The following is a 20,263-nucleotide window of genomic DNA, read 5'->3' as shown; positions in this document are numbered from 1 at the left end:
TGCGGCCGGTCTGCGGCGCGTGCGGTCCTGGTGGGTGGCGTGGGAGGTGTGATGGCAGACAGGGCGGGCGTATGGGGACCGCGCCTGCGGCTGCGGGTCCCCGTGCCGCGCCTGGCCGACGAGTCGACCGGCTCGTTCGTCAATCGCCTGGCGCACGCCCACGAGTTGGAGCTCGGGGATCTTTTGGACCGGGTGGGTACGGGCCGCCAACCGGTCAGTCCGCGTCTGCCGGCCCTGGCGGAGCTGTATGTCAACCGGGCGGCACTGGATCATCTGGCGGTGCTGTCCGGCCGGGCGCCGCACCGGTTGCAGTTGGCCCTGACCAACCTCCAGGACCGTTTTCTGCTGCCGGGAGATGATCCGGCGCGCTGGCAGTGGCCGTTCGAGGTGCGGGAGGGGCATGTGGTGCGTTGCTGCGACCTGTGCGCCCTTGCCCGGGGCGTGCGTGAGGCGGCGTGGCTGGTGTGGCCGGACCAGTGGCGGGTGTGCCTGCGTCACCGGCGATTCACGGACGACCACCGCGGCCAGGACCCGCACGTGGTGCGGCTGGAGGGGCTGCCGGAGGTGGTGCGTGCGCACGCCGATCGGTTGCGGCTGGAGGGCCGCTTCGGCGCGGCGGGAGCGGAGCTGTTCGCCGACGGCTTCCAGGTGGTGGCGCGCTGGTGGGAGCGTACGCCGGACCTGTGGAGCTGGACGCAGCGAGCCTGGAGGGTGGGCCTGGAGGCGCGGGAGCTGCGCACCGGCCCACTGGTGATCTATCCGGAGGCCGTCCAGCTGGCGCGGGAGATGCTGCGCTACGAGCAGCGCGGCGAGCGCACGCGTGCCGCGCGGGCGGTGTGGGTGGGGGAAGTGCAGCAGCTGATGGCCGGCTGGGGGCTGGAGGACGTGGACGGCTGGGACGAGCTGGCGCAGTGGCTGGATCACCACGCTCAGCCCGCTGCGGCCCCGTTCGCCGACGGTGCCGGTGGAGCCGATCGGCGCCGTCGGCGGGTGCTGGCCGTGGGGCACAGCCGACTCGCCGAGTCGTCCGGCTCGTTGCGCGAGCGCTCCTGCATGGTGTGAGAACTGACCTTCGTGAAGGGCGAGTTGATCCGAAGCGAGAGCCGGGGGTTCGTCAAGCAGGCATCACCCGTTCGAGTGACGCCCGCTTCGGTGCGCTGACCACTGCGGGCGGGAGACGGCCAGGCTGGCGCCACGGCCTGGCCTGGTTCGGGGCGCCGACTCCGGCCGGGAGACGAGGGAGGCTCCGGTGCGTGAGGTGAAAGCGTGGCATCTCGACGACGACGGCCGCTTGGTGTGTGTCGCACCCGAGGCGCTGTGGGGGGTGGCGCTGGAGGAGCGCCAGCCGCCCACGGACCCGGTCGCCTACCACGGCCGGCAGGGCAAGCTCACCGACTGGTGGTCGGCGACGACGGGCGCGCTGGTGGTGTGCGGGTCCAAGCGGCGCACCTATGTGGCCACCGAGCTGGACTTCGATCCCGCCATCAGCCGGTTCGCCGGGGAGCCGGTCGAACTGCACTGGGAGCAGGGCCGCATCCGGCACCGGTGGCGGCCGGACTTCATCGCCCTGACCCGCGACCAGCAGCGGCAGGCCGTGGTGCTAGCCCCGCACCGGATGGGCCCGCAGTGGCGCGAACGCCTGGCCGCCCTGCGTGAGGTTGCCGCTCAGGCCGGCTGGGACGTGTGCGTGCGAGCGGTGCCGCACGGGGTGCGGCGGGAGAATCTGCTGCTGGTGGCGGACTTCCGGCAGCCTGCTGTCTGCGATCAGGCGCATGAGCGGGCTCTGCTGGCCGCGTTTCGGCGGCCGCGCCCGCTGCAGGAGGGCGTCGCGGCGAGCGGCGTGCCCGAGTTCCTCGGCTTCGACCATGTGTACCGGTTGATCTGGCGCCGTCTTCTGGACATCGACTGGGGTCGGCCGCTGCTGCCCTTCTCCCCGGTCTGGGCGGCGAGGGGGCGGCGATGACGGGCAAGGTGTCGGGCTGGTTCGAGACCGACCGGGTCTGCCTGGGGGATATGGTCCGCTGGCGCGGTGGCGTGTGGGAGGTCAGCGCCTTCAAGGGGCGGCAGATCACCCTGCGGCCGCAGTCGGGTGATGTCGCGCCGGTGGACACGCTGTGGCGGGAGGTGGAAGGCGCCCCGGACTTCGCTGTCCTCGACCAGAACGGGCAGGACGTGGCCCGCAGGCATCTGCCCGCGCTGGGTGAGCTGCTGGAGGCCGCCACCCCCACAGAGCGGGAGAAGGCACTGTGGTGGCACGAGCACATGAAGGAACTCCAGACCGGTCTGCGGCCCGGCTGCACGACGGCACGTCCCGGCTACGACCCGGACACCACAACGTTCAAGCAGCGCTGCCAGGCCAAGTCGGCTGAACTCGCAGCCGCGGGCATCGAGTTCAGCTGGCGGGCGCTGGATGACCGGCGCCGCGCCTGGAAGGCCGCCGACGAGAATCCGCTGGTGCTGCTGTACGACGGCCGCAGGACCCGCACCCCCGACCCGGGCGGCCGCACCGACAAGCGGGTCATCACGCTGATGCACGAGGTCACCGCCCGCCACGCCCGCGAGTCCGGCGGACGGGTCAACCGCGTGTACGAGGACGTGGAAACCCTCATCCATCAGCGCTACCGCCGGGAGCTGGAGGATCCCCGGGAGGCGGAGCGGCTGCTGCTGCCCCGCTCGACGTTCTACACCCGGATGCAGGAGCTCGGGCTGACCGAGCAGCTCAAGAAGACCACGCGCCGGCGCTCACGCCAGGACAGCAAGCCGCAGCGCCCGTACACGCCGTCGGTGGCGCTGCGGCCGGGTCAGCTAGTGCAGATCGACACCTCCCCGCTGAAGATCAAGTTGATCGGGGACGACGGCCGTGCCGTCTCGGCCGAGCTGACCGCCGCGATCGATGTCGCCTCCCGCTCCTGCATGGCCCTCATGATCGTTCCTACGGTGACCGGGGAGGGGCCGCCCGGCAGGCGTATCGGCGGCCGCGCCACCAAGGCGTTCGATCTAGTGCTGCTGCTGGCGCAGTGCTTCGCCCCGCTGCCCATGCGGCCCGGCTGGGACCCGCTCACCGCCGCCCGCAACTCGGCCCTGCCTTACGGCCAGCTGTGTGCGGCCGACGCCCGCTTCGCCGAGGCCGTCGCGGCCCGCCCGGTCATCCACCCGCGGACCATCGTCATCGACCAGGGCAGCCCGTATCTGAGCGATCACTTCAAGATGGTGTGCAGCTTCCTGGGCATCAGCATCGAATACGCGCGCAAGGACACGCCCACCGACAAGCCGCTGGCCGAGGCCTTCTTCCACGGCTTCGCTGACACCTTCGCCCAGTACGTGAAGGGGTGGACGGGCCGCAGCTTCGAGCAGCGCGGCTACGGCATCGAACGCCAGCGCCTGTTCAGCATCAACCAAATGCAGGCGGCGGCCGAGGAATGGGTGGCGCTCGACTACCAGCAGCAGCCGCACGAGGGGCTGCGCAGCCCTCTGTATCCGGGGATGGTGCTGTCCCCGAACCAGATGTACGACCTGCTGGTGGCGAGCTACGGCTATCGGCCGAGGCAGCTGACGGCCGAGGACAACCGGAAGCTGCTGGTGCCGGCGTGGGTGACGGTCACCGACAAGGGCGTCCAGATCGACAACCGCACCTACCGGTCCCTCGATGGGCGGCTGCGGGGCCTGGAGGGTCTCGACTCCGGGCTCGCGCACAAGAACGGCCGGTGGGAGGCCCGCTACAACCCCTACTACCCCGACGTCGCCTGGCTGTATGACCATCGGCTGAGCGGCAGGTGGATCCCGGTGGAGTTCCTCTACCGGCATATGCTGGCCGACCTGCCGTGGACGCACTATCACTGGCAGGACGCCGCCGAGGAATGGGCGCTGGGCGGAGGCAGCCGCGAGGCCGAGGTAGCTATCACCCTGGCTGTGAAGGAACGCCACCGCCGCACCCGCCGCGGGCCGACCGCCCGACAGGCGGCCGAGCCCCGCCTGCCGTTCCGCGGCGTGATCCGCCCCGAGACCGTCGACGCCTCCGACTCCGCAGCGCCGGCCACGCCAGTAAACCCCGACACCGTTCCGGCCGCCCCCTCGCTGCCCATACCGGCCCGGGACGTCTCCAACGGCCGCTACACCCTGCCCTCATTTGCCCCGGCCGACTCCGAGGACGACCCGCCGCCTGCCGGCACCGCTGCGCCCGCATGAACCCGCGTCCCGCTTCACCCACCGAGGAGAGCTGATGAAGACCACCGTGCCCGCCGCATCCGATGCTCGGGCCGAGATCGCCCACCTGGTGCGCACCACGCCGCCCCTGCCCTCATGGATCTTCTCTTGGGAAGGCTGGGACCGATATGTGCGCACCGAGTTCGCACCGCCCGACCTGCTGGACTGCGCTCCCGCGGACATGGAAGTCGACGAGGACGACCCGCGGGTGGACTACCACCGCCATCTGCTGATGATCGACACTGCGTTCCTGAAGGACTGTCTGCTGCGGGCCCGAGGCACCTTCGGTGTCAACGGCAACCGGTACGAGGGCCTGCTGGACATGGTGATCGACGGCCCGGCCGGCACCGGCAAGACGTACCTGCTGCGGCTCATCGGCCGGGAGTTGCAGCGCAGGGTCGAAAAGCACTTCGACGACCGGGTCCCGGTCGTGCACATCACCGTCCCGCACGACCCGGAGAACGAACTCAACTGGATATGGGAGATCGCTTCCTTCCTTGCTCTGACACCCGAGCCCAAGAGCGAGGGGGAAGCCCGTCAGCTGCGCCGCATCCCCGACCTGTCCCTGCCCGTGCGCACCGTGTTGGAGCGCAAACAGACCCGCCTGCTGCTTGTCGACGACATCCAGCGGGTCTCCCCCGGCCAACTCGGCCCGATCCTGCACTACTTCGACTTCCTGCGCACCCGGCTGGGCATCACCACCATCTTCTGCGGTACCGGCGCGACCGACATCGTCCATGCCGCCCGCAACGGCTGCGACCGCCGCGACGAGGCGCTGTGGACCGCCCAGCAGCGGCTGCAGCCCAAGGCCAGCGCCGCCGGGCTGAGGGCGGCAGTGGCCAAGGAACAGAAGGTGCGCAGCCTGCTGCCGGTCACCTGGGTAGACCCACTTCCCTGGAGCGACGACTCCGAGGACCAGGCCCCCTTCCTGGCCGTGCTCAAGGGCTACGAGAAGAACCTGCGCATGCGCAAGCTGAGCAAGGATGCCCTCATCCAGCACGCCAAGTACCTGCACGACCGGACCGGCGGCTACTTCCTCTACCTGTCCCAGCTCATCTGCGGCGCCGCCGTCGCCGGGATCCTCGACGGCACCGAGGACATCACCCTTGAGCACCTGGAGGCTATCCGCATCGGCCGGGAAGAGGTCCTGCCCGGGCACTGACCACCCGTGAGCACCGGGCGGCACAGGCCACAACCGCCCTCGCGTCAGCACCGTTTCGCCTGCACCCCTCTCGAGGATCGAGCCCGCTATGAGCGTGGACCGGACCGGCATCCAGGACGTGCATGCCCTGTGGCTGCAGACACTGGACTTCCTTCACTACAACGCGCCCCAACTGTGGGCGGACATGCTGCAGCAGGAGGGCGTGACGTTCTTGATGCCGCCCGCCGTGGCGGCGCTGGAGCGGGTGCAGGATCAGGCTGCCGCCCTGGCCAACGCGGAAAGCCGCCGGCTGCGCAAAGCGGACTTGTTCTACCTCACCCGGGAAGCCGCCGAGAGCGTCGCCAGGCTGACGGGTATCCCGTGCATCGCCCAGATCGCCAGCATTGTGCCCTCGCCGTCCGGACTGATGGTGTGGGAAGAGCCGCCGGTGAGCATCGAGAGGGGGGTGGTGCTGCGGGCCGTCTCCTGGGGGCCTTCCTACGATGGCGGCACCTGGTGGTCCTGGTGGACGGATACGGCAGCCGGTGTGCGCGCCGGCATCGCCGAGCCGACCATGCTGATGATCCACGGAGGGCTGGCCTTCCACGAGGAAGTCTACGCCGAGCCCGACTTCTGGCCGGTGCAGGCCGATGACCCCTCTCTGCCGGAGCACCTGCAGTTCCGCGCCCTGCTGTTCACGTGGATGGCGATCTCCTGCGGTCTGCTGGTGTACCGCGAGTCCGTGGGCCCCAGCCAGGACATCTGCGGGCATCTGCGCCGCACGGGTGTGGAGTCCCGGGTGGTGCACCGTGTGATCCCGGCCAGCGGCAGCGACCGGCCGGGGCTGGCGCAGATCCTGCGCCGCCAGCTCCAGCTGGACGGAAGGGTCATCGAGGAGCGGCCCTACCCGGGGTACCTGCCGGCGCAGTTGGCGCCGTGGCACGTCTATGTGCCGGGTCTCGGGCACCGCCTGATCGTGGAGATCCCTTCGCTTGAGCCCGGGCAGACCGCGGTTCCCACGCTCGGTGCCGGAAGGAGGGTCGGCAACCTCGCGTTCGCGCCGGTCAGGGCGGTGTTGCGCCAGGGCTGGCAGTTTCATAACGGCTATGTGCAGTCCCCGCTGCACTACGATCCAGAACTCGGGCTCCTCACCGATCCTTACGATGACGAGTTCTGACCGCATGAGACACCCCACGGCACCCGTGACCGCTGTCTCGGGCAGCTACCGGGCCGGTCCTTTCCCCACAGACCAGCCCCCGCCTGCCGGAAGCGAGGGTGGTCTTGCCGACGGGCATCACCAGGCACGGCGCTGTTGCGGATCGGCTTCGGGGACGACTACCTGCAGCGCCTGGTGATGTACGTGGCGTTCCTCCTGGATGCCCGGTTCGCGGCTCATGTGGTGCTGGGCCCGGCCCACGGCAGCCGGCACTCCTGTGGCGCGGGCCGTCATCTGCGCTGACCGTTTTGGTTTACGACGAGTTCTGAACGCTGCACCAGACAATGCCCACTATTATCCGATGATCGCTATTACTCAGAGTGATATGCCGGGGATGGGGGCGAGCGGTGTACGTGGCCGAGGTGCTGGTGGAGCGGTTCCGGTCGTGTGAGCGGGTACAGATTCCGCTGCGGCCGGAAGTGACGGTGTTGGTCGGGGAGAACAACGCGGGCAAGTCGTCCGTGATCGACGCGCTCCGGCTGCTCACGGACCCCCTGGACGGGCGGCGCGTGCGGTATTTCGAGGAGTCCGATGTCCTCACCACCGCGGCCGCGCAGGGCGGCCCCAGCCTGCAGCTGGACGTGGCCGGCATCGGCCCGCGGGAAAGCGGCGCGTATTTGGAGGCGCTGCTGCCCCTGGGGGCTCCTGACAGCCGGACCGCCCGGTGGCAGGTGTCCTGGACACCGCCGCAAACGGGCGGGCGGCGTGGAAGCACCGTCTGGGCGCAGGGCGCGGGCCTTCCGGTCACGGGGGACCCTCCGGCGCGGGGTGGTGTGCGGCATGTCTATCTGCCAGCGCTGCGCGATGCCGAGCGGGAGCTGGCTTCGGCGGGCGGGGATCGGGTGCGGATGATCCTTCGCGGGCTGCTGGGCGATGACGAGCAGGTCGATGCCTTCGTGGAGCGGATCGGCACCGAGCTGAAGAAGGTGGCTGCGGACTCGGACGTGGTCAAGGTCAGCGAGAAGATCAACGAGCCGCTGCAGGATCTGACGGTCGGCGCGCATCCCCAGGCGAGTGAACTGGCCCTGGCCGAGCCGACATTCGCGTCGATCGCCCGGTCGCTGCGCATGCTGCTGGGTGATGTCTCCGCCGCGCCGTTCCCGTTGTCGGCCTCGGGGCTGGGTTACGCCAACACCCTGTTCATCGCCACGGTGATGGCCGAGCTGGACGCGGCGGCGGAGGCGGATCTGACCGTGCTGCTGGTCGAGGAGCCCGAGGCGCACCTGCATCCGCAGCTGCAGACCCTGCTGCTGCGTTACCTGCAGCGGCGGGCGCGCGCCTCGCGCCGGCAGCCGTCGGGGGACCCGGCTGAGCCGGCCGGGCATCTGCAGGTGGTGGTCACCACCCACTCCCCCATCCTGTCGGCCGCGGCGAGCGTTCAGGACCTGGTGGTCATGGCGCGCTGCCCGGGTGAGTTGTCGGACGGCTGGCAGGCGCGGCCTTTGCCCATTCCCCGGCTGCAGTTGAGCCCGGACCGGGTGCGGCATCTGGACCGCTATCTCGATGCCACGAAGAGTGCTCTGCTGTTCGCGTCGCGGGCGATCCTCGTGGAGGGTATTTCCGAGCTTCTGCTGCTGCCGGCTCTGGCCGAGCGGGTCCTCGCCGCAGACGAGGGCGCCGATGCGCCGGCGAAGCGGGAGGCGTTCGAGGCGGTGGAACGGTTCTTCGGCACCACCCGGGTGATCGTGGACGGGGTCGGGTTCGAGGTCTATCTGCGGGTGCTGCTGGCGCCCGTTGACGGCATCTGTCTGGGCCGGCGGGTTGCCTTGATCACCGACACGGACGTGGCGCCCGATCAGCCGGAACCACCCCGGCTGCAGTCGCTGCGGAAGCTGCCGCGCGGCTGGCATTCTCCTGGCGAGCTGCACCTGGCCGCGGCGCCGAGGACGCTGGAGCCGGCCCTGTGGGCGGAGAACAACATCACCGCCTTGCGGGCGGCGTTCCTGCGCTGCGCGCCGCACTCGCAGGACCGCTGGGAGCAGGTCGTTGAGGCGACGGATCCCGCCCTGGCGTTCGGGGAGCTGTTCGTCCCGAAGACCAGCCGGACCGTCACCGGAACGGACGGAGAAATCCTGAAGGGCACCGAGATCTCCAAGGGCCGGTTCGCGCAGGAACTCGCCGACGTGCTGGCCGATCGGGTGGTGCCGTTCACGGTGCCCGAGTACCTGGCGGGTGCCATCCGTTTTATCACCGCCCAGGACACGAGCACGCCTGCAGTGGGCGCGCCATGACGACGCCTGAGCAGAGGGATCCGGTGCGGGCCGACGCCGAGAAGCAGCAGCAGGCCGCCATGGCCGTGGCCGCGCCTGCCTACGTGGCCGCCTGCCCGGGTGCGGGCAAGACGCATGTGATCACCAACCGGCATCTGCAGTCGCCCCGGCGGCGGCTGCGTAAGGGGCGGGCACTGATCTCGTTCACGCGGGTGGCGCGGGATCAGATGGCCCGGCGCTGCCGCTCGGCGGGCCGCGCCGATCTGGTCCAGGCGCCGCACTTCATCGGCACGCTCGACTCGTTCCTGTGGGAATTCCTGGTCAAGCCGCGGCGGGCGGCCGAGCCGGCGCCCCGTCTGCTGGAATCCTGGGCGAGCATCAAGGCCCCGGTGCAGGGCACGGACCGGGAGATCAACCTGCACCGCTTCCCCATGACGATAGATCCCTCCCACAACGAGGCGCGCGAGGCGGTTGCCTGGGACAAGCTCGACTACGACACCCGCCAGCTCCTCAAGGACAGCTCCTACAGCCGCGCGCAGTGGGAGAAGAAGATCTTCGAGACCCGCAAGTCGTGGTGCGACGAAGGCTATTTGACCGGGCACGAGGCGCGGGTCCTGGCCCTGTGGAACCTGCGCCACGCCAAGACCGCCGCCGCTCTGCTGCCCCCGCTGCTCTCCCGGTTCGCGGAAGTCGTCGTCGATGAGGCGCAGGACTGCTCCGCCGCCGACCTGGCGATCCTTCAGCTGCTGCACGACGCCGGCTTGCCGCTGGTCCTCGTCGGTGACCCGGACCAGGCCATCTACGCCTGGCGCGGCGCCGAACCCCAGGCTCTCCAGTCCTTCGCCGCTCAGCTCTCTCCCGCCCCGCACCGCCTGACCGGTAACTGGCGCAGCTCCCCCGTCATCTGCCGGCTCGCGTCCACCCTGCGCACGGGGCAGCGGCCGCCGGACACCTCCGTGGTGCGCGACGACGACATCCCCGTCCTCGTGCTGCCCACCCGGTTCGCCGACTCCGGCAGCCGGCACCTGCACGCCCCGACCGGTGCCGGCATCGTCGACGCCTTCCGCACGCTGGCCGAGGAGTACGCCGTCCCGGCCAAGGACTGCCTGGTGACCGCCTACAAGTACGCCACCTTGCCGGGCATCACCCGGGAGAAGCCCAACACCAAAGCCATCACCAGCCTGGCCTGGGCCCGCACCGTCACCCACACCCCGGACGCCAGCGGCGACGACCTCGCCCGGGCCTGCGCGGTCGCCGTGCGCGTCCTGTTCGGCTACTGGTACCCGGGCCAGAGCGGCGGCCCCGACCGCATCATGACCGGCCACCGTCTCTCGGCCGGACAGGTCAACCGCACGGCGTTCGCCTTCCTGCACAGCCTGCCTGCGCCCCACCGGGAATGGGGGCCGCAGGTCTGGCAGGCCATGAAGGCCTGGCCCCCTCTGCCCGGGGCTGCTCCGCAAGGCGGCAGGGGCCGCCCCGCCGGAAAACCCACCGTGTCGCGCCTCCAGGCGGCCACCGGTATCCACACCAACATCGTCCACCAGCTCAAGGGCGATGAGGCAGACGGCGTCCTGCTGTTGCTGCCCGATGCCAGAAGCGTCCAGCGCTGGGCCACCGCAGACCCGGCCACCGACGAGGTCCTGCGCGTCTGGTACGTCGCCGTCACCCGCGCCCGCCGCCTGGCCGCCATCGCCCTGCCCCAGGAGGAGACCGATGCACTGGCCCAACTCCTGGCCGGGTACCACGTGCCGCTCCGCGTCGCGTGAGCCCTGATGCGCTCGGCCAGCACGCGATGCAGATCATTCGCGCCCCGGGCCCCGCGAGCACGGGTTACTCAAGTCGTGCTCGCACAGCGAAGATCTCCTGTGCCTGCACGGCATGGATGAGCGAAGTGAAGTCTCCGGTCCACAGGCCCAACACCACTACCGAGCCGGCACGTTCGGCCGCGTCGATCCACTCGCTCGTCGCCTCGGTAGGATGCTCCACGGAACCGAGGACCAGGCTCTGCCCACCGTCGCCCCGGCGTACGCCCCAGGGGCGCAGTGTCGCCGAATGCTGCTGCAGGACCCAGGCGCTCACGTCAGGCAGCGTGTCCCACGCATAACAGGGGAAGCCATAGCGTTCGGCGAGTTCCTGGATGCTGCCGCTCATGTCCGGTGACGCGAGAGTGAGGGCCGGGAACGGTCCGTGCGGGGTAGGGACGAAGCCAGTGCGGCCGACCCGGTAGAGCGGCGGCGGTGCCGGGGCCAGATTGATGATCATGGAGGTGAGGTCGGCCCCTGCCAACGTCCTGCCGCCCCCGCCCAGATGCGGGACCACCATGGTCCAGATGCTGATCAGGTCCTCGAGGAGGTTCTGGCGCTCGACCGCCCCCAGACCAGCAGTGAAGACATAGGTGTACGGGTGGTGTGCGTGCGGCTGGACCTCTTCCCAGAAGACATGGGTGACGGTGGAGAACTCCCGGTTCGGCACCAGCGGCAGGGAGGCGGCCAGCACGGCCAGGACCAGTGAGTCCCCCAGCATCAGCCGGGCCATGGCGGAGGCCCGGCACGGGTCACAGTCAGCCAGCCCGGCGCCGATGGCCGCAGAGGCGGCCGCCATGTCGGCGGTGTGGGCCACTCCGAACGGTGCGCCACTGACAGGCACCAGTGTGGGGGCGGGGTGAGTGTGCAGGGTTCCGGCATTGGCGGAGGTGTAGGACGATCCGGTGTTCTGCGCGGTACGCCGGGCCCGGCGCTTGCGGGCGTGATCCTTGCTCATGGCATGGCCTCGTGTTCTGCGCTCCGGGCCCATGATCCGGGTGCGCGGAAGGCGGGCACATGCGGATCTGCTGATCGCTCTGAACAGCTCTGGTGGTGCGCGCAGTTGATGCAGCCCATGCCGTGCACGAAGCCCGGGCACCTTTGCCGGTGTGGGGCTGTTCATGGGCCAGCCCCGGCTTGGGTCGATGCGCTCGACCTCTATTGAGGCTACTCCCGCCACAGGGGCTGGGGGGTCTGATTCGAACCGTTCGCTGCGGCAGCGGCGATCGTGTACGCCGGTGCGGTTACGCCCTTGCGGTGAGCCAGGCGTGGACGAGAGGGACGCGGCGGTGGGCTGCCTGGGGGCGGAGCCTGTACCAGCGCTGGATGAGCCGTCGCGGCGTGCGGCCCTCCCTGCCGGTACCGCGATGTTGGGACAGTCAGGTTTCCCGGAGGTGGTCGGGCCTGCCGCCCGCTGTTCGGTCGGCGTCTGCCGGGTGGCGGAGGAGCACCGTCGTGGACTGTCGCGTTGCTCATCCCGCAACTCCCGGGCGTTGCACAAGCATTCACATCATGGTGTCGGCCCGGGGCCGCTGCGACCTGCCGGGCCGGCCGCGCAGATCATGCCGTCGATCGCAGGTGCGGGTCCCCTGGGGCCGCGCGCCTGCCGCCTTGATCGGATCGCTGGGGCGGCCGGTGGCCGGTTCCCCTCATCGGTCTTTCAGCAGAGGGCTGTTGGCTGTGACGGAGCCCACCAGGAAGCCGAATCAGCCCCGGAATATTCCGTGTTAATGTTTTGAGGTCTGATCTGAGGTGGTGGGGTGTGATGGCGTCCGGTGACCTCCAGGCGCATCCCGGCATGCTCGCGCTCGCGCGCGAGTCGCGGGGCATGACGCAGGTCGACGTGGCCGCCGCCATGACCAAGGCCGCGCCTGCCGGGGCCGCGGTGGTGTCCCAGGGATACGTCAGCCGCGCGGAATCGGGACGCCTTGTTGTCGCCGACGACCGTCTTCAGCTGTATGCCGCCGCCCTGGGCTACCCAGTAGACCTGCTGTGCCTGGATCCCCGGGTGAGCGGGGTGGGGGTGGGACTGATCCACCACCGTAAGAGAGCCTCTCTGTCGTCCTCGGCGCTGCGCCGCATCCACGCCCAACTCGCCCTGGTGCGGCTGCAGGTGACGGGCCTCGTGCAGGCCGCCGCGGCAGCGGACGTGCCGCACCGCTTCTCCCGCGTGCTCCTGGACGACTTCACGACGGCCAAGGATGCGGCCCGCCAGGTGCGCCGCGCCTGGGGCCTGCCCAGGGGCCCGGTGGCGGATGTGATCGCCGCGATCGAGGAGGCCGGCGGCCTGGTCGTGATGCGGAGTCTCGGCAGTGAGCTGCTGGACGCGGTCAGTCAGTGGGACGACCCCCAGGTCCCGCTGGTCCTGGTCAACGACCACGCGCCGGGCGATCGTTGCCGCTTCAGTGTCGCGCACGAGCTGGGCCATCTGGTGATGCACCCCGCGCCCGGCACGTCGAGCGAGCAGGAGAAGCAGGCCGACGCGTTCGCCGCGGAGTTCCTGATGCCCGCTGCCGATATCCGGCGGGCGTTCGCCGACGGTGTGGACTTGGCGCGGCTGGCGGAGCTCAAGCGCGTCTGGCGGGTGTCGATGAGCGCGCTGCTGCGGCGCGCGCTCACCCTGAACGCCATCACCGAATGGCAGTACCGCACGGTGATGGTGGAGATGTCGGCGCTCGGCTACCGCACGGCCGAACCGGTCGAGGTGGAGCCGGAGCGGCCCACGCGCGTCCCGGCACTGGTGGACATCCTGTTGTCCGACCTGGGCCTGGCAATCGACGAGGCGGCCGCATGCTGCCGCCTGCTGCCCGAGGACTTCAAGCGCCTGTATGTGGCAGGCGACCGCTCGTTATCCCCTGAGCCGCTTCGAAGGTGAGGCCATGATCGACCCGTCTGCTCCGCTGCCGCGTCCGCGCTCCGATCTCACCGAGCCTCCCGACGCGCCGCAGGCCCTGTCCGGTGCGCTGAGCGTTCTGCAGGGGCGCATGCTGCTGCAGGTGTCTCCTGCCCGTGTCGGTTATCTGCGCGGACAGCTTGATGCGGGCCGCAGCGGGCTGGTGCTGTGCGGGAAGAACGCGCTGCGCAAGGCGAAACGGCTGCGCGAGGAGGAACACTTCGGCGGGCCCCTGCTGGTCGATCCGGCTGTGTACGAGGTGCGGGCGGCAAGCGAGGAGGAGCCGTTCCCGCCCGCGTCGGAGGAGACCTTCGCCTTCGACGATCCGCTCGAGGTGTCGCTGGCGGAGCAGCGGGCGGCCGGCGTTACCGCGCCGGTGACCCCGACCGGTTACATCCACGCCGAGGACTCCGATGCACTCAAGGCGGCGGTGCGGCGGGTGGCCGACCTGGACGATGCGCAGGTCGTCTTCGCGGCGCCGGTCGATGTGGGCTGGCTGCGGGAAGAGGACGCGGTGCGGCAGCTGATCGCCTGTCTGCGGCTGGTGAAGGGGCCCAAGGCGATCATGCTGGGCGGGCAGATGGACCCTCTCGCGCGTCATGCACGGGCCGTCGACCACCTGCGGCGGGTGATCGAGGAAGTGCCGGGAGCGGCGTTGCTGCGCACCGATCTGGCGGCCTTCGGCGCGCTGGCCGCGGGAGCCTCTTTCACAGCGTTCGGTGCCGGCAGCCGGCTGCGGCACATCGTGGCCCCGGGCGAGAAGGCCAAGACCAGCAAGGGCTTTTCGACGTCGCCGCACGTGCTGTTCGCCGAGCTGATGGACTTCTTCCTCGGCAAGACCCTGGCCGACCGCTTCGCCGGTGCGGAGGCTCCCGTCTGTGGCTGCGCGGCGTGTGAGGGGGTGTGGGCGCTGGATGAATTCGCCAGCAATGCCGGTGAACGGCCGGCACGGGCCGCCGCGCACAATGTGGCCGTGCTGATGGAGTGGCTGCGCACGCTGACTGCGATCACTCCCGGGCTGGCGCGCCAGCAGTGGTGGCACGAGCGCTGCCGCGCGGCGGTGGAGCGGTATCCGCTGGTGAACGCGCGACTGCGGCAGCCGGATGCCTTCAAGGTGCCCCAGCAGTTGAGGCGGTGGGCGCTGGCGGCCCCGGTCTCGGTGGCGGACGGAGCGAACGGGCAGGCGGCGGCCAACCATCAGCGCAGGAGCTGATACAGCTCCTCGGCGAAGCACCACGCGGCGGCGGTGTGCCGCTGCGGCCGGTACTCCTCCGGCGCGAGCAGCATCTCCACACCGTGCTCGGCGGCGAGGAACACGCCGATGCCGTAGAAGTCGGCCTCGGCCAGCAGCTCTTCCAGGTGGGCGGGGCGGCGGGTGAGCAGCATGGCGCGGCGGCAGAACGGCGCGAACCGGCCCGCGTCCCGCAGTCCCTGGCGCCATCCGGCAGCGCGCACCACGGCCAGGTCCACACGCACCGGCCGGACCGCGCGCCGGGTCACCGTCGTGCGGTCACGGTCCGCGGCGCCCGCGGGCAGGGCGCGTACGGCCCGCCGCTGGCCGGCCTCGAGCGAGGCGAGGGGGACGGGGATGCCCACCGGCAAGGTCAGGAGGGTCTCCAGCGCTGCCATCCGGTCCAGCCGCTCTGCGCCGACGTGCCGGCGCCGGGCGTGCTCGGCGGCGTCCGGCCGGTGGAAGAACAGGGCCTCGGCGCCTTGCAGGGAGGCGGCCTTGGTCTGGGTGCCCGCCTCCAGCAGGGTGGCCGAAGCCGTCCGCACGGAACGGCCGATCACGGAGTTCGCCAAGGTCACCATGGCCTCCACCCTGCCTCATCGGGCTCCGGCCGCACGCAGCGGCCCCGCCGACTATCCAACTCTCACGGGTACGGACTGTTCTGCCAAACAGCTCAACAGGCCTTCAAGACACTGCCAAAGCAGGTCGTTGTCGCTGCGCCGGTACCAGCGGCGCCGCTCCCCCGGCGTCCTCGGCAGCCGCTCGGCCAGGCCAGCCTCCACCAGGGACCGGATCGGCGCCTGGTAGACGCTCGCCGGCGCGTCGCGGGCGACGGCAAGGTCTCCGAGACACACGCCCCGCTCGCCCGCAGACGCCAGCGCCCACATCAGCTCCGCCCGGTAGCGGTTGCCGAAGACCCGCACGGACACCTCACGCAGCCGTTCCACGTCCCGTTGAGGCATGATTCATGATTCGCGAATCATGCCTCAGATGTCAACACTGCAGCGGGAGTGCGCTGCCGCCGCACCGTATGCCTACCAGAACGGTGCCTGGGGCAGTTCAGGCATCCTCGAGCGTGGTGCCGCCCCTCGGAGGCTGGAGGTGCACGGTGACAGCGGCCGTTCCCGTGGGACTGCCGACGATGACGGCAGGGGCGGTGCTGCGGTTGACGGAGCCGACGGGGAGCACGGCGAGCGAAGTGATCGGTGCACCGGTGACCAGGCGGAGAACCTCCTGTCCCGTGTGGTAGTCCCACACACGGATGCTGGTGTCGTCCGAGCAGGCGCTGACGAGCAGGTCACGGTCGGCGTCAGGATGGGGCAGGGCAGCAAGGGCGGTGATGGGGCCCTGGTGCCCGGTCAGCGGCACATGGGTTTCTGAGCGCGGGGCAAATGGGTCCCACAGCCGGATCACACCGTCCGATCCACCGGTGGCCAGGAGGCCGCCGCCGGCGACGGTCAGGCTGCGCACGGCACCGATGCGCTGGGGCAAACCCATGTGCGGGGCGTGGCCGGGGTACAGCAGGCGCACGGCACGGGTGGTGGCGATGGCCAGCACCGGTGATCTGGTGTCGGGCAGTACGGCGAGTGCCCGCACGACCGCCTCGGCACGGAGTGTCGGCAAGTGGGGGGTGCCGCCGTCAATGGGCAGGTACTCGACGCGGGAGTCGCTGATGGCGGCGGCGAGGACGGGCTGCCCGGTTTCCGGGTGGGGGAAGCGGGCCAGCGCCCGGACCCTGGTGTTGGAGTAGCGCGAGGGAAGCAGGACGCGCCGTGAGCCTGCTTCCGTGGTGAGTTCGACGCTTCCGTCCGCGTACCCGATGGCGATGCGTTCGGGGCCGTCACGTGTGGGTTCGAGAGCGGTCAGTGCGGTGACGTCTTTGTAGGGGCGGTCGTCGGGCGTGGTCAACACGTGTGCTGCCCGGCCGGTCTGTACGGAGCGCACGGTGATCTCACCGGCACGGCCACCGCTGATGAGACTGGGTGGCCCGGATGGGTGCGGCAGGAGGGCGACGTGTTCTGCCGAGGGATGATCGATCTCGCTGTCGGCGGCTGGCGCCTGAAGGTCCCACAGGCGGATGGTGCGGTCGAACGATGCGGACGCCAGGAGGGGCTGGCCTTGGGGGCCGGTGAAGACCGTCAGGCCGCGGATCATCTTGGTGTGCTCGGTGGGGAGTTGGCGAACGAGTACACCGGAGGCGGTATCGAAGACGTGGAGAGCGCCGTCCACGCTGCTGCCGGTGACCAGCAGGGGGTCGCCGTAGGGGCCGGGGTGCAAGGCCAGGGACGCCACGGGCTGCCGGATCGGCTGGTGTGGGTGCTGGGCTCGGGTCAGCGGGTTCCAGATGCGAACGGACTTCGTGGAGCGGGACGCAATGACCAGCCGTGGTTCGCGGTCACGTGTGGCGAAGCCGACGACGGCGGAGGCGCCCCTGCCCGTGCACGGCAGTTCCCCGGCGTCATCGAACGTCAGGGCATCCACGATGGGGACGTAACTGCCGTCCTGGGCAATAGCGAGCAGTGGACCGACACCCGGCACGGGGATCACGGCGAGTGCGTGGACGAGGGGCCCGCGGTACCTCCGGCCGACATCCTGCTGCCTCTGGAGGCGGCCGATGCTGTGCAGGGGCCGTTGTGTCTGGATGTGCCCGGTGAGGGGGTCCACCAAGAGGAGGTCCTCGGTGGTGGCGACAGCAAGGAGTGTCCATCCGTGTGTGCCACGGCGGTTCCGTCGGCGTGCACCGTCGTTGACAGTAGTGACGGCACGGATGCGCCCTGCCAGCAGGGGGTCGGCCACGCCGGTCTGGGGGTCGCATCGCCACAGACCGGCGTCACTTCCGACGATGAGGGAGGGCTCCCCGCGGCGGTCGTCCAGGACGGTGAGCGCGCGGGTATGGGGCCCCAGCCCTTCCATGGCGGTGCCGAAGGGGCTGCCGGAGAGGGGGTCCCACAGGGTGAGGTTGCCCCGCTCGTCTGCGGCTGCCAGCACGACGGAGTCGTCGGTGGTGCGGAAGGTGGCCAGTGCGTAGGGGTTGGCGGGAGTGCCTGCCAGGATGTTGGTGGGCAGATGCAGGTGGTTGAAGCGCGGGCGTAGTTGTGGGTGGCGCGTCGGGGTGTGTGCTTGTGTGCTGCCGGTGTGCTGGGCGAGGGCGAGGCTGTCGGCTCGGGAGGCGGGGGGTGCGTCGCCGACGAAGGGCTCGATGCGGGCCCACGCGGCCAGGTTCCGGATGCGATCGGTGGCGGTGATGGGCAGGCCGAGGGAACCGCGCACGTTGTCGCGGGTCGCCCAGGGCAGGAAGTGGGCCGGGATGTGGTCGTCGTCGACTGTGTTTCCGAGTGCGGCGTGGGTGATCAGGTGCCGTCGCAGGTAGGGGTGCGGGGGTTGCTCCGGTGCCCTTGGCAGTAGCCGGGCGAAGGCCTGGGTGAGCTGCCGGTGAGCGGTGGTGGTGTCGGCTGTCCCGGCACCGTCCTGGGTGGGTGTAGTAGAGGTGTCGGCGGGGGCCAGGAGTGTGTGGGGTGCGGTGCGCAGTGTTTCGCTGACGCGTTCGTGGATGGGGCGGTAGACGGTTCTGCCGTCTTCCTGGGCAGTTGTCAGGTATCCGGTCAGCCGACTGTCACGTACCACTTGGCGGATGGCGGCTGCCGCGTCGTCGCAGGGGGGATGCAGGGCGTTCACCGCGGCTGGCCAGATGTCGGCCCAGGGCAGGCCCGCCCCCTGGGCGAAGGCGGTGGCGCGCAGGACGGCCAGGAGTTCGTCGGGGGTTGCGTCGCCGTGCAGGGCTACGTCGGCGAGGTCTTGGCGGAGCAGTTCGTGCGTTCCCTGTCTCAGCTGGCGGCGCCAGGCCAGGTCAGTGGGCTGAGGCAGGAGGGTGCGGGCGTGGAGTTGCTGGGCGGCGAGCCGGGCGTCCAGGAAGGAGGGGGTCACCTCTTCGGCCACCGCTGTGGCGACACGGCTGATGCGGTCGTCGTCGCGGTCGAGGAGGCGCGAGCCCGCCTGGGGGTCGGCGTGCAGCAGGGATGCGGTGTAGGCGGCGATGTCGTCCTGTGCGGTGAGGTCGTCGGTACGCACTGCCGGGCCGGCGTCGGTTGCCCGCTGCAGCAGGGCCAGGAGATCGCCGCCGTTCGGGCTGGCGGGGTCGGCACTGGAAGAGTCGGGGCCGGCGGGGGCGGGGCTGCGGATGCCGAGGAGGAGCCGGATGAGGGGCTGGCCGTCGGCGCTCAGGGTGGCCAGCGGGCGCAGGACGTCGGTGATGATGCGGCGCGGGTTGCGGGCTTCGTCGATCCCGTCGATCACTACGGTGAGAGGTCTACCGTTGCGCTGCACGAAGGCGCGGACATAGGCGCGCAGTTCCTCAATCGGATCATGACCGGCCGGTGTCGGGCGGCCGGTGAGGGCCTCGTAGAGCGCCGCGGACAGTTCGTGCGGGTCGGTGTTGCGGGCCAGTACTGCCGCGTCGACGGCTCCTTCAGGAACGTGAAGGTGTTCGGGGATGGCGTCGAGGACGGGCCGGTAAGCGTCGTCGGCCCGGAATCGGGGATCGCTGAGCGTGACAAGACGGGCCAGCAGCGCGCTTTTACCGGAGCCGGCGGACCCGGTCACGATGAGGACGCCGTCGTCACCGTCCAGAAACTCGATCATGCGGCTGACCAGGGCGGCGCGCCCGGTGAAGTACCAGCCCGGGCCGGAGCCGGACATCTGGCCGGTGGCCCGGGAGATCCAGTAGTCGTCCAGGTCGGCGCGGTTCCAGCCGACCTGGCTGCGGGCGTCCTCGAGGAGGGTGGTGTCGGTGTAGCCGGGGTTGGGCAGGCAGGGGCTCAGCGCGCGGCCAGCGAGTTGGAGGCTGACGCTGTCGCCCGGGGGCCAGATGCGGTGGATGTCCGCCATGGTGGTGCGGTTCCAGACGGCGGCGCGGATCGCATGGAAGTCTTCCCAGCTCAGATGGGAGCGCGCGTATCCGTTGGTCTGGTCTTCGCAGTGCGCGCGGATCGCGGCCAGCAGTGAAGTGAAGGCCTGAAGCCGGGGTCTGGAATCTTCGTTGCCGGCGGTCAGCACGACCAGGGATCCCAAAGCTCGGCGGTCCTCATCCAATGCTTTGAGGGTGTCTTGGAGTTCGTCCGTCAGGCGTCCGGAGAAGCAGGAGTCGACCATCACCAGGACGTGCCCGGCGCGGGAGTCGAGGGCGGTGGCGATGAGTTCGGCCGTGGGGAACGCAGTGCCCAGGGGGCGGGTCTCATCAGTGTCGGGCAGCTGCAGAAAATGCTGCCGTCCGCGGGGAGCGAGACCGTGGCCGGTGATGTAGACGACCAGAGCTTCGTCGTCGTCGGCGTCGGCCAGGTCCTGGTCGATCAGGAAGCACCGCAGATCGTGCACGCTGAGCAGCGGCTTGGGCGGGGCTGCAGGAGTGAAGCGCCGCTCTGCTTCCAGGCCTTCGCCGGCCCACCAGTCCTCTACGACCGAAACCTGTGCGCTGATGCCGGCGCGGAAGGCCTCCCGCTCGGCCAGGGTCCCGGTGTCGTAGTCGCTGACGGCGATGACGACCAAGCGCCGATGGAACGTGGACGGGACGT

Annotated in this window: 14 protein-coding genes; 10 read left to right on the top strand and 4 right to left on the bottom strand. The window is 70.3% G+C overall.

The features are described from left to right. Window positions 1-51 precede the first annotated feature (51 nt). The 8 genes from AQJ58_RS36315 to AQJ58_RS36285 all read left to right on the top strand — a co-directional run bounded on the left by AQJ58_RS36315 (window position 52) and on the right by AQJ58_RS36285 (window position 10,536). Window positions 52-1,062 (top strand): TniQ family protein, encoded by a 1,011-nt coding sequence (locus tag AQJ58_RS36315; protein ID WP_067258257.1) that lies wholly within the window; start codon window positions 52-54, stop codon window positions 1,060-1,062. A 187-nt stretch (window positions 1,063-1,249) separates the two neighbouring features. After that, window positions 1,250-1,963 (top strand): TnsA-like heteromeric transposase endonuclease subunit, encoded by a 714-nt coding sequence (locus AQJ58_RS36310; RefSeq protein ID WP_159056379.1) that lies wholly within the window; start codon window positions 1,250-1,252, stop codon window positions 1,961-1,963. Beyond that, window positions 1,960-4,185, top strand: coding sequence for a hypothetical protein (locus AQJ58_RS36305; protein ID WP_067258254.1), 2,226 nt, complete (start codon window positions 1,960-1,962; stop codon window positions 4,183-4,185). The genes AQJ58_RS36310 and AQJ58_RS36305 overlap by 4 nt, the downstream gene beginning before the upstream one ends. Window positions 4,186-4,219: 34 nt before the next feature. After that, window positions 4,220-5,365 carry an ATP-binding protein gene (locus tag AQJ58_RS36300; protein ID WP_067258251.1) on the top strand — a complete coding sequence of 382 codons (1,146 nt, stop codon included), beginning with the start codon at window positions 4,220-4,222 and terminating at the stop codon, window positions 5,363-5,365. A gap of 88 nt (window positions 5,366-5,453) precedes the next feature. After that, complete coding sequence (locus AQJ58_RS36295) at window positions 5,454-6,521, top strand: hypothetical protein (RefSeq protein WP_067258249.1); 1,068 nt, start codon at window positions 5,454-5,456, stop codon at window positions 6,519-6,521. A gap of 135 nt (window positions 6,522-6,656) precedes the next feature. Further along, entirely contained in the window at window positions 6,657-6,803 is a 147-nt protein-coding gene (locus AQJ58_RS43605) for a hypothetical protein (protein WP_159056378.1), read from the top strand. Between the two features lie 104 nt (window positions 6,804-6,907). Then, the gene (locus AQJ58_RS36290; protein WP_067258247.1) at window positions 6,908-8,791 is read left to right on the top strand and encodes an ATP-dependent nuclease; all 1,884 of its coding nucleotides are present in this window, start codon (window positions 6,908-6,910) and stop codon (window positions 8,789-8,791) included. Further along, window positions 8,788-10,536: a UvrD-helicase domain-containing protein gene (locus tag AQJ58_RS36285; protein ID WP_067258244.1), complete on the top strand. Its 1,749-nt coding sequence runs from the start codon at window positions 8,788-8,790 to the stop codon at window positions 10,534-10,536. Before AQJ58_RS36290 ends, AQJ58_RS36285 begins: the two co-directional genes overlap by 4 nt. Window positions 10,537-10,600: 64 nt before the next feature. Here AQJ58_RS36285 and AQJ58_RS36280 read toward each other — a convergent pair whose 3' ends face one another. Continuing rightward, window positions 10,601-11,695, bottom strand: a complete 1,095-nt coding sequence (locus tag AQJ58_RS36280; protein ID WP_234360414.1) for a hypothetical protein — start codon at window positions 11,693-11,695, stop codon at window positions 10,601-10,603. Window positions 11,696-12,337: 642 nt separating this feature from the next. Between AQJ58_RS36280 and AQJ58_RS36275 the strand changes: the two genes are divergently transcribed. Both AQJ58_RS36275 and AQJ58_RS36270 read left to right on the top strand, forming a co-directional pair. Beyond that, window positions 12,338-13,447 (top strand): ImmA/IrrE family metallo-endopeptidase, encoded by a 1,110-nt coding sequence (locus AQJ58_RS36275; RefSeq protein ID WP_234360413.1) that lies wholly within the window; start codon window positions 12,338-12,340, stop codon window positions 13,445-13,447. 4 nt (window positions 13,448-13,451) lie between these two features. After that, window positions 13,452-14,678 (top strand): hypothetical protein, encoded by a 1,227-nt coding sequence (locus tag AQJ58_RS36270; protein ID WP_067258240.1) that lies wholly within the window; start codon window positions 13,452-13,454, stop codon window positions 14,676-14,678. Here AQJ58_RS36270 and AQJ58_RS36265 read toward each other — a convergent pair. The 3 genes from AQJ58_RS36265 to AQJ58_RS36255 all read right to left on the bottom strand — a co-directional run bounded on the left by AQJ58_RS36265 (window position 14,663) and on the right by AQJ58_RS36255 (window position 20,237). Beyond that, the gene (locus AQJ58_RS36265; protein ID WP_159056376.1) at window positions 14,663-15,277 is read right to left on the bottom strand and encodes a hypothetical protein; all 615 of its coding nucleotides are present in this window, start codon (window positions 15,275-15,277) and stop codon (window positions 14,663-14,665) included. The genes AQJ58_RS36270 and AQJ58_RS36265 overlap by 16 nt on opposite strands. A gap of 51 nt (window positions 15,278-15,328) precedes the next feature. Further along, a complete protein-coding gene (locus AQJ58_RS36260) occupies window positions 15,329-15,643 on the bottom strand; it encodes a hypothetical protein (RefSeq protein WP_067258234.1) in 315 nt (104 codons plus the stop codon). A gap of 112 nt (window positions 15,644-15,755) precedes the next feature. Beyond that, window positions 15,756-20,237, bottom strand: a complete 4,482-nt coding sequence (locus AQJ58_RS36255; protein ID WP_234360412.1) for an AAA family ATPase — start codon at window positions 20,235-20,237, stop codon at window positions 15,756-15,758. Window positions 20,238-20,263 lie beyond the last annotated feature (26 nt).

The organism is Streptomyces sp. DSM 15324 (genome assembly GCF_001514285.1).
In the GTDB taxonomy this organism is placed as follows: Bacteria; Actinomycetota; Actinomycetes; order Streptomycetales; family Streptomycetaceae; genus Streptomyces.
The sequence above is the reverse complement of the archived record's forward strand: the minus strand, read 5'-3'. Positions and strand labels throughout refer to the sequence as shown.

What these genes read in the sequence shown, in the direction of transcription:
- AQJ58_RS36275 (WP_234360413.1), top strand. Translation starts at nt 12,338, where the DNA reads ATGGCGTCCGGTGACCTCCAGGCGCATCCCGGCATGCTCGCGCTCGCG.
- AQJ58_RS36305 (WP_067258254.1), top strand. Translation starts at nt 1,960, where the DNA reads ATGACGGGCAAGGTGTCGGGCTGGTTCGAGACCGACCGGGTCTGCCTG.
- AQJ58_RS36300 (WP_067258251.1), top strand. Translation starts at nt 4,220, where the DNA reads ATGAAGACCACCGTGCCCGCCGCATCCGATGCTCGGGCCGAGATCGCC.
- AQJ58_RS36315 (WP_067258257.1), top strand. Translation starts at nt 52, where the DNA reads ATGGCAGACAGGGCGGGCGTATGGGGACCGCGCCTGCGGCTGCGGGTC.
- AQJ58_RS36280 (WP_234360414.1), bottom strand. Translation starts at nt 11,695, where the DNA reads ATGAACAGCCCCACACCGGCAAAGGTGCCCGGGCTTCGTGCACGGCAT.
- AQJ58_RS36295 (WP_067258249.1), top strand. Translation starts at nt 5,454, where the DNA reads ATGAGCGTGGACCGGACCGGCATCCAGGACGTGCATGCCCTGTGGCTG.
- AQJ58_RS36270 (WP_067258240.1), top strand. Translation starts at nt 13,452, where the DNA reads ATGATCGACCCGTCTGCTCCGCTGCCGCGTCCGCGCTCCGATCTCACC.
- AQJ58_RS36285 (WP_067258244.1), top strand. Translation starts at nt 8,788, where the DNA reads ATGACGACGCCTGAGCAGAGGGATCCGGTGCGGGCCGACGCCGAGAAG.
- AQJ58_RS36265 (WP_159056376.1), bottom strand. Translation starts at nt 15,277, where the DNA reads ATGGTGACCTTGGCGAACTCCGTGATCGGCCGTTCCGTGCGGACGGCT.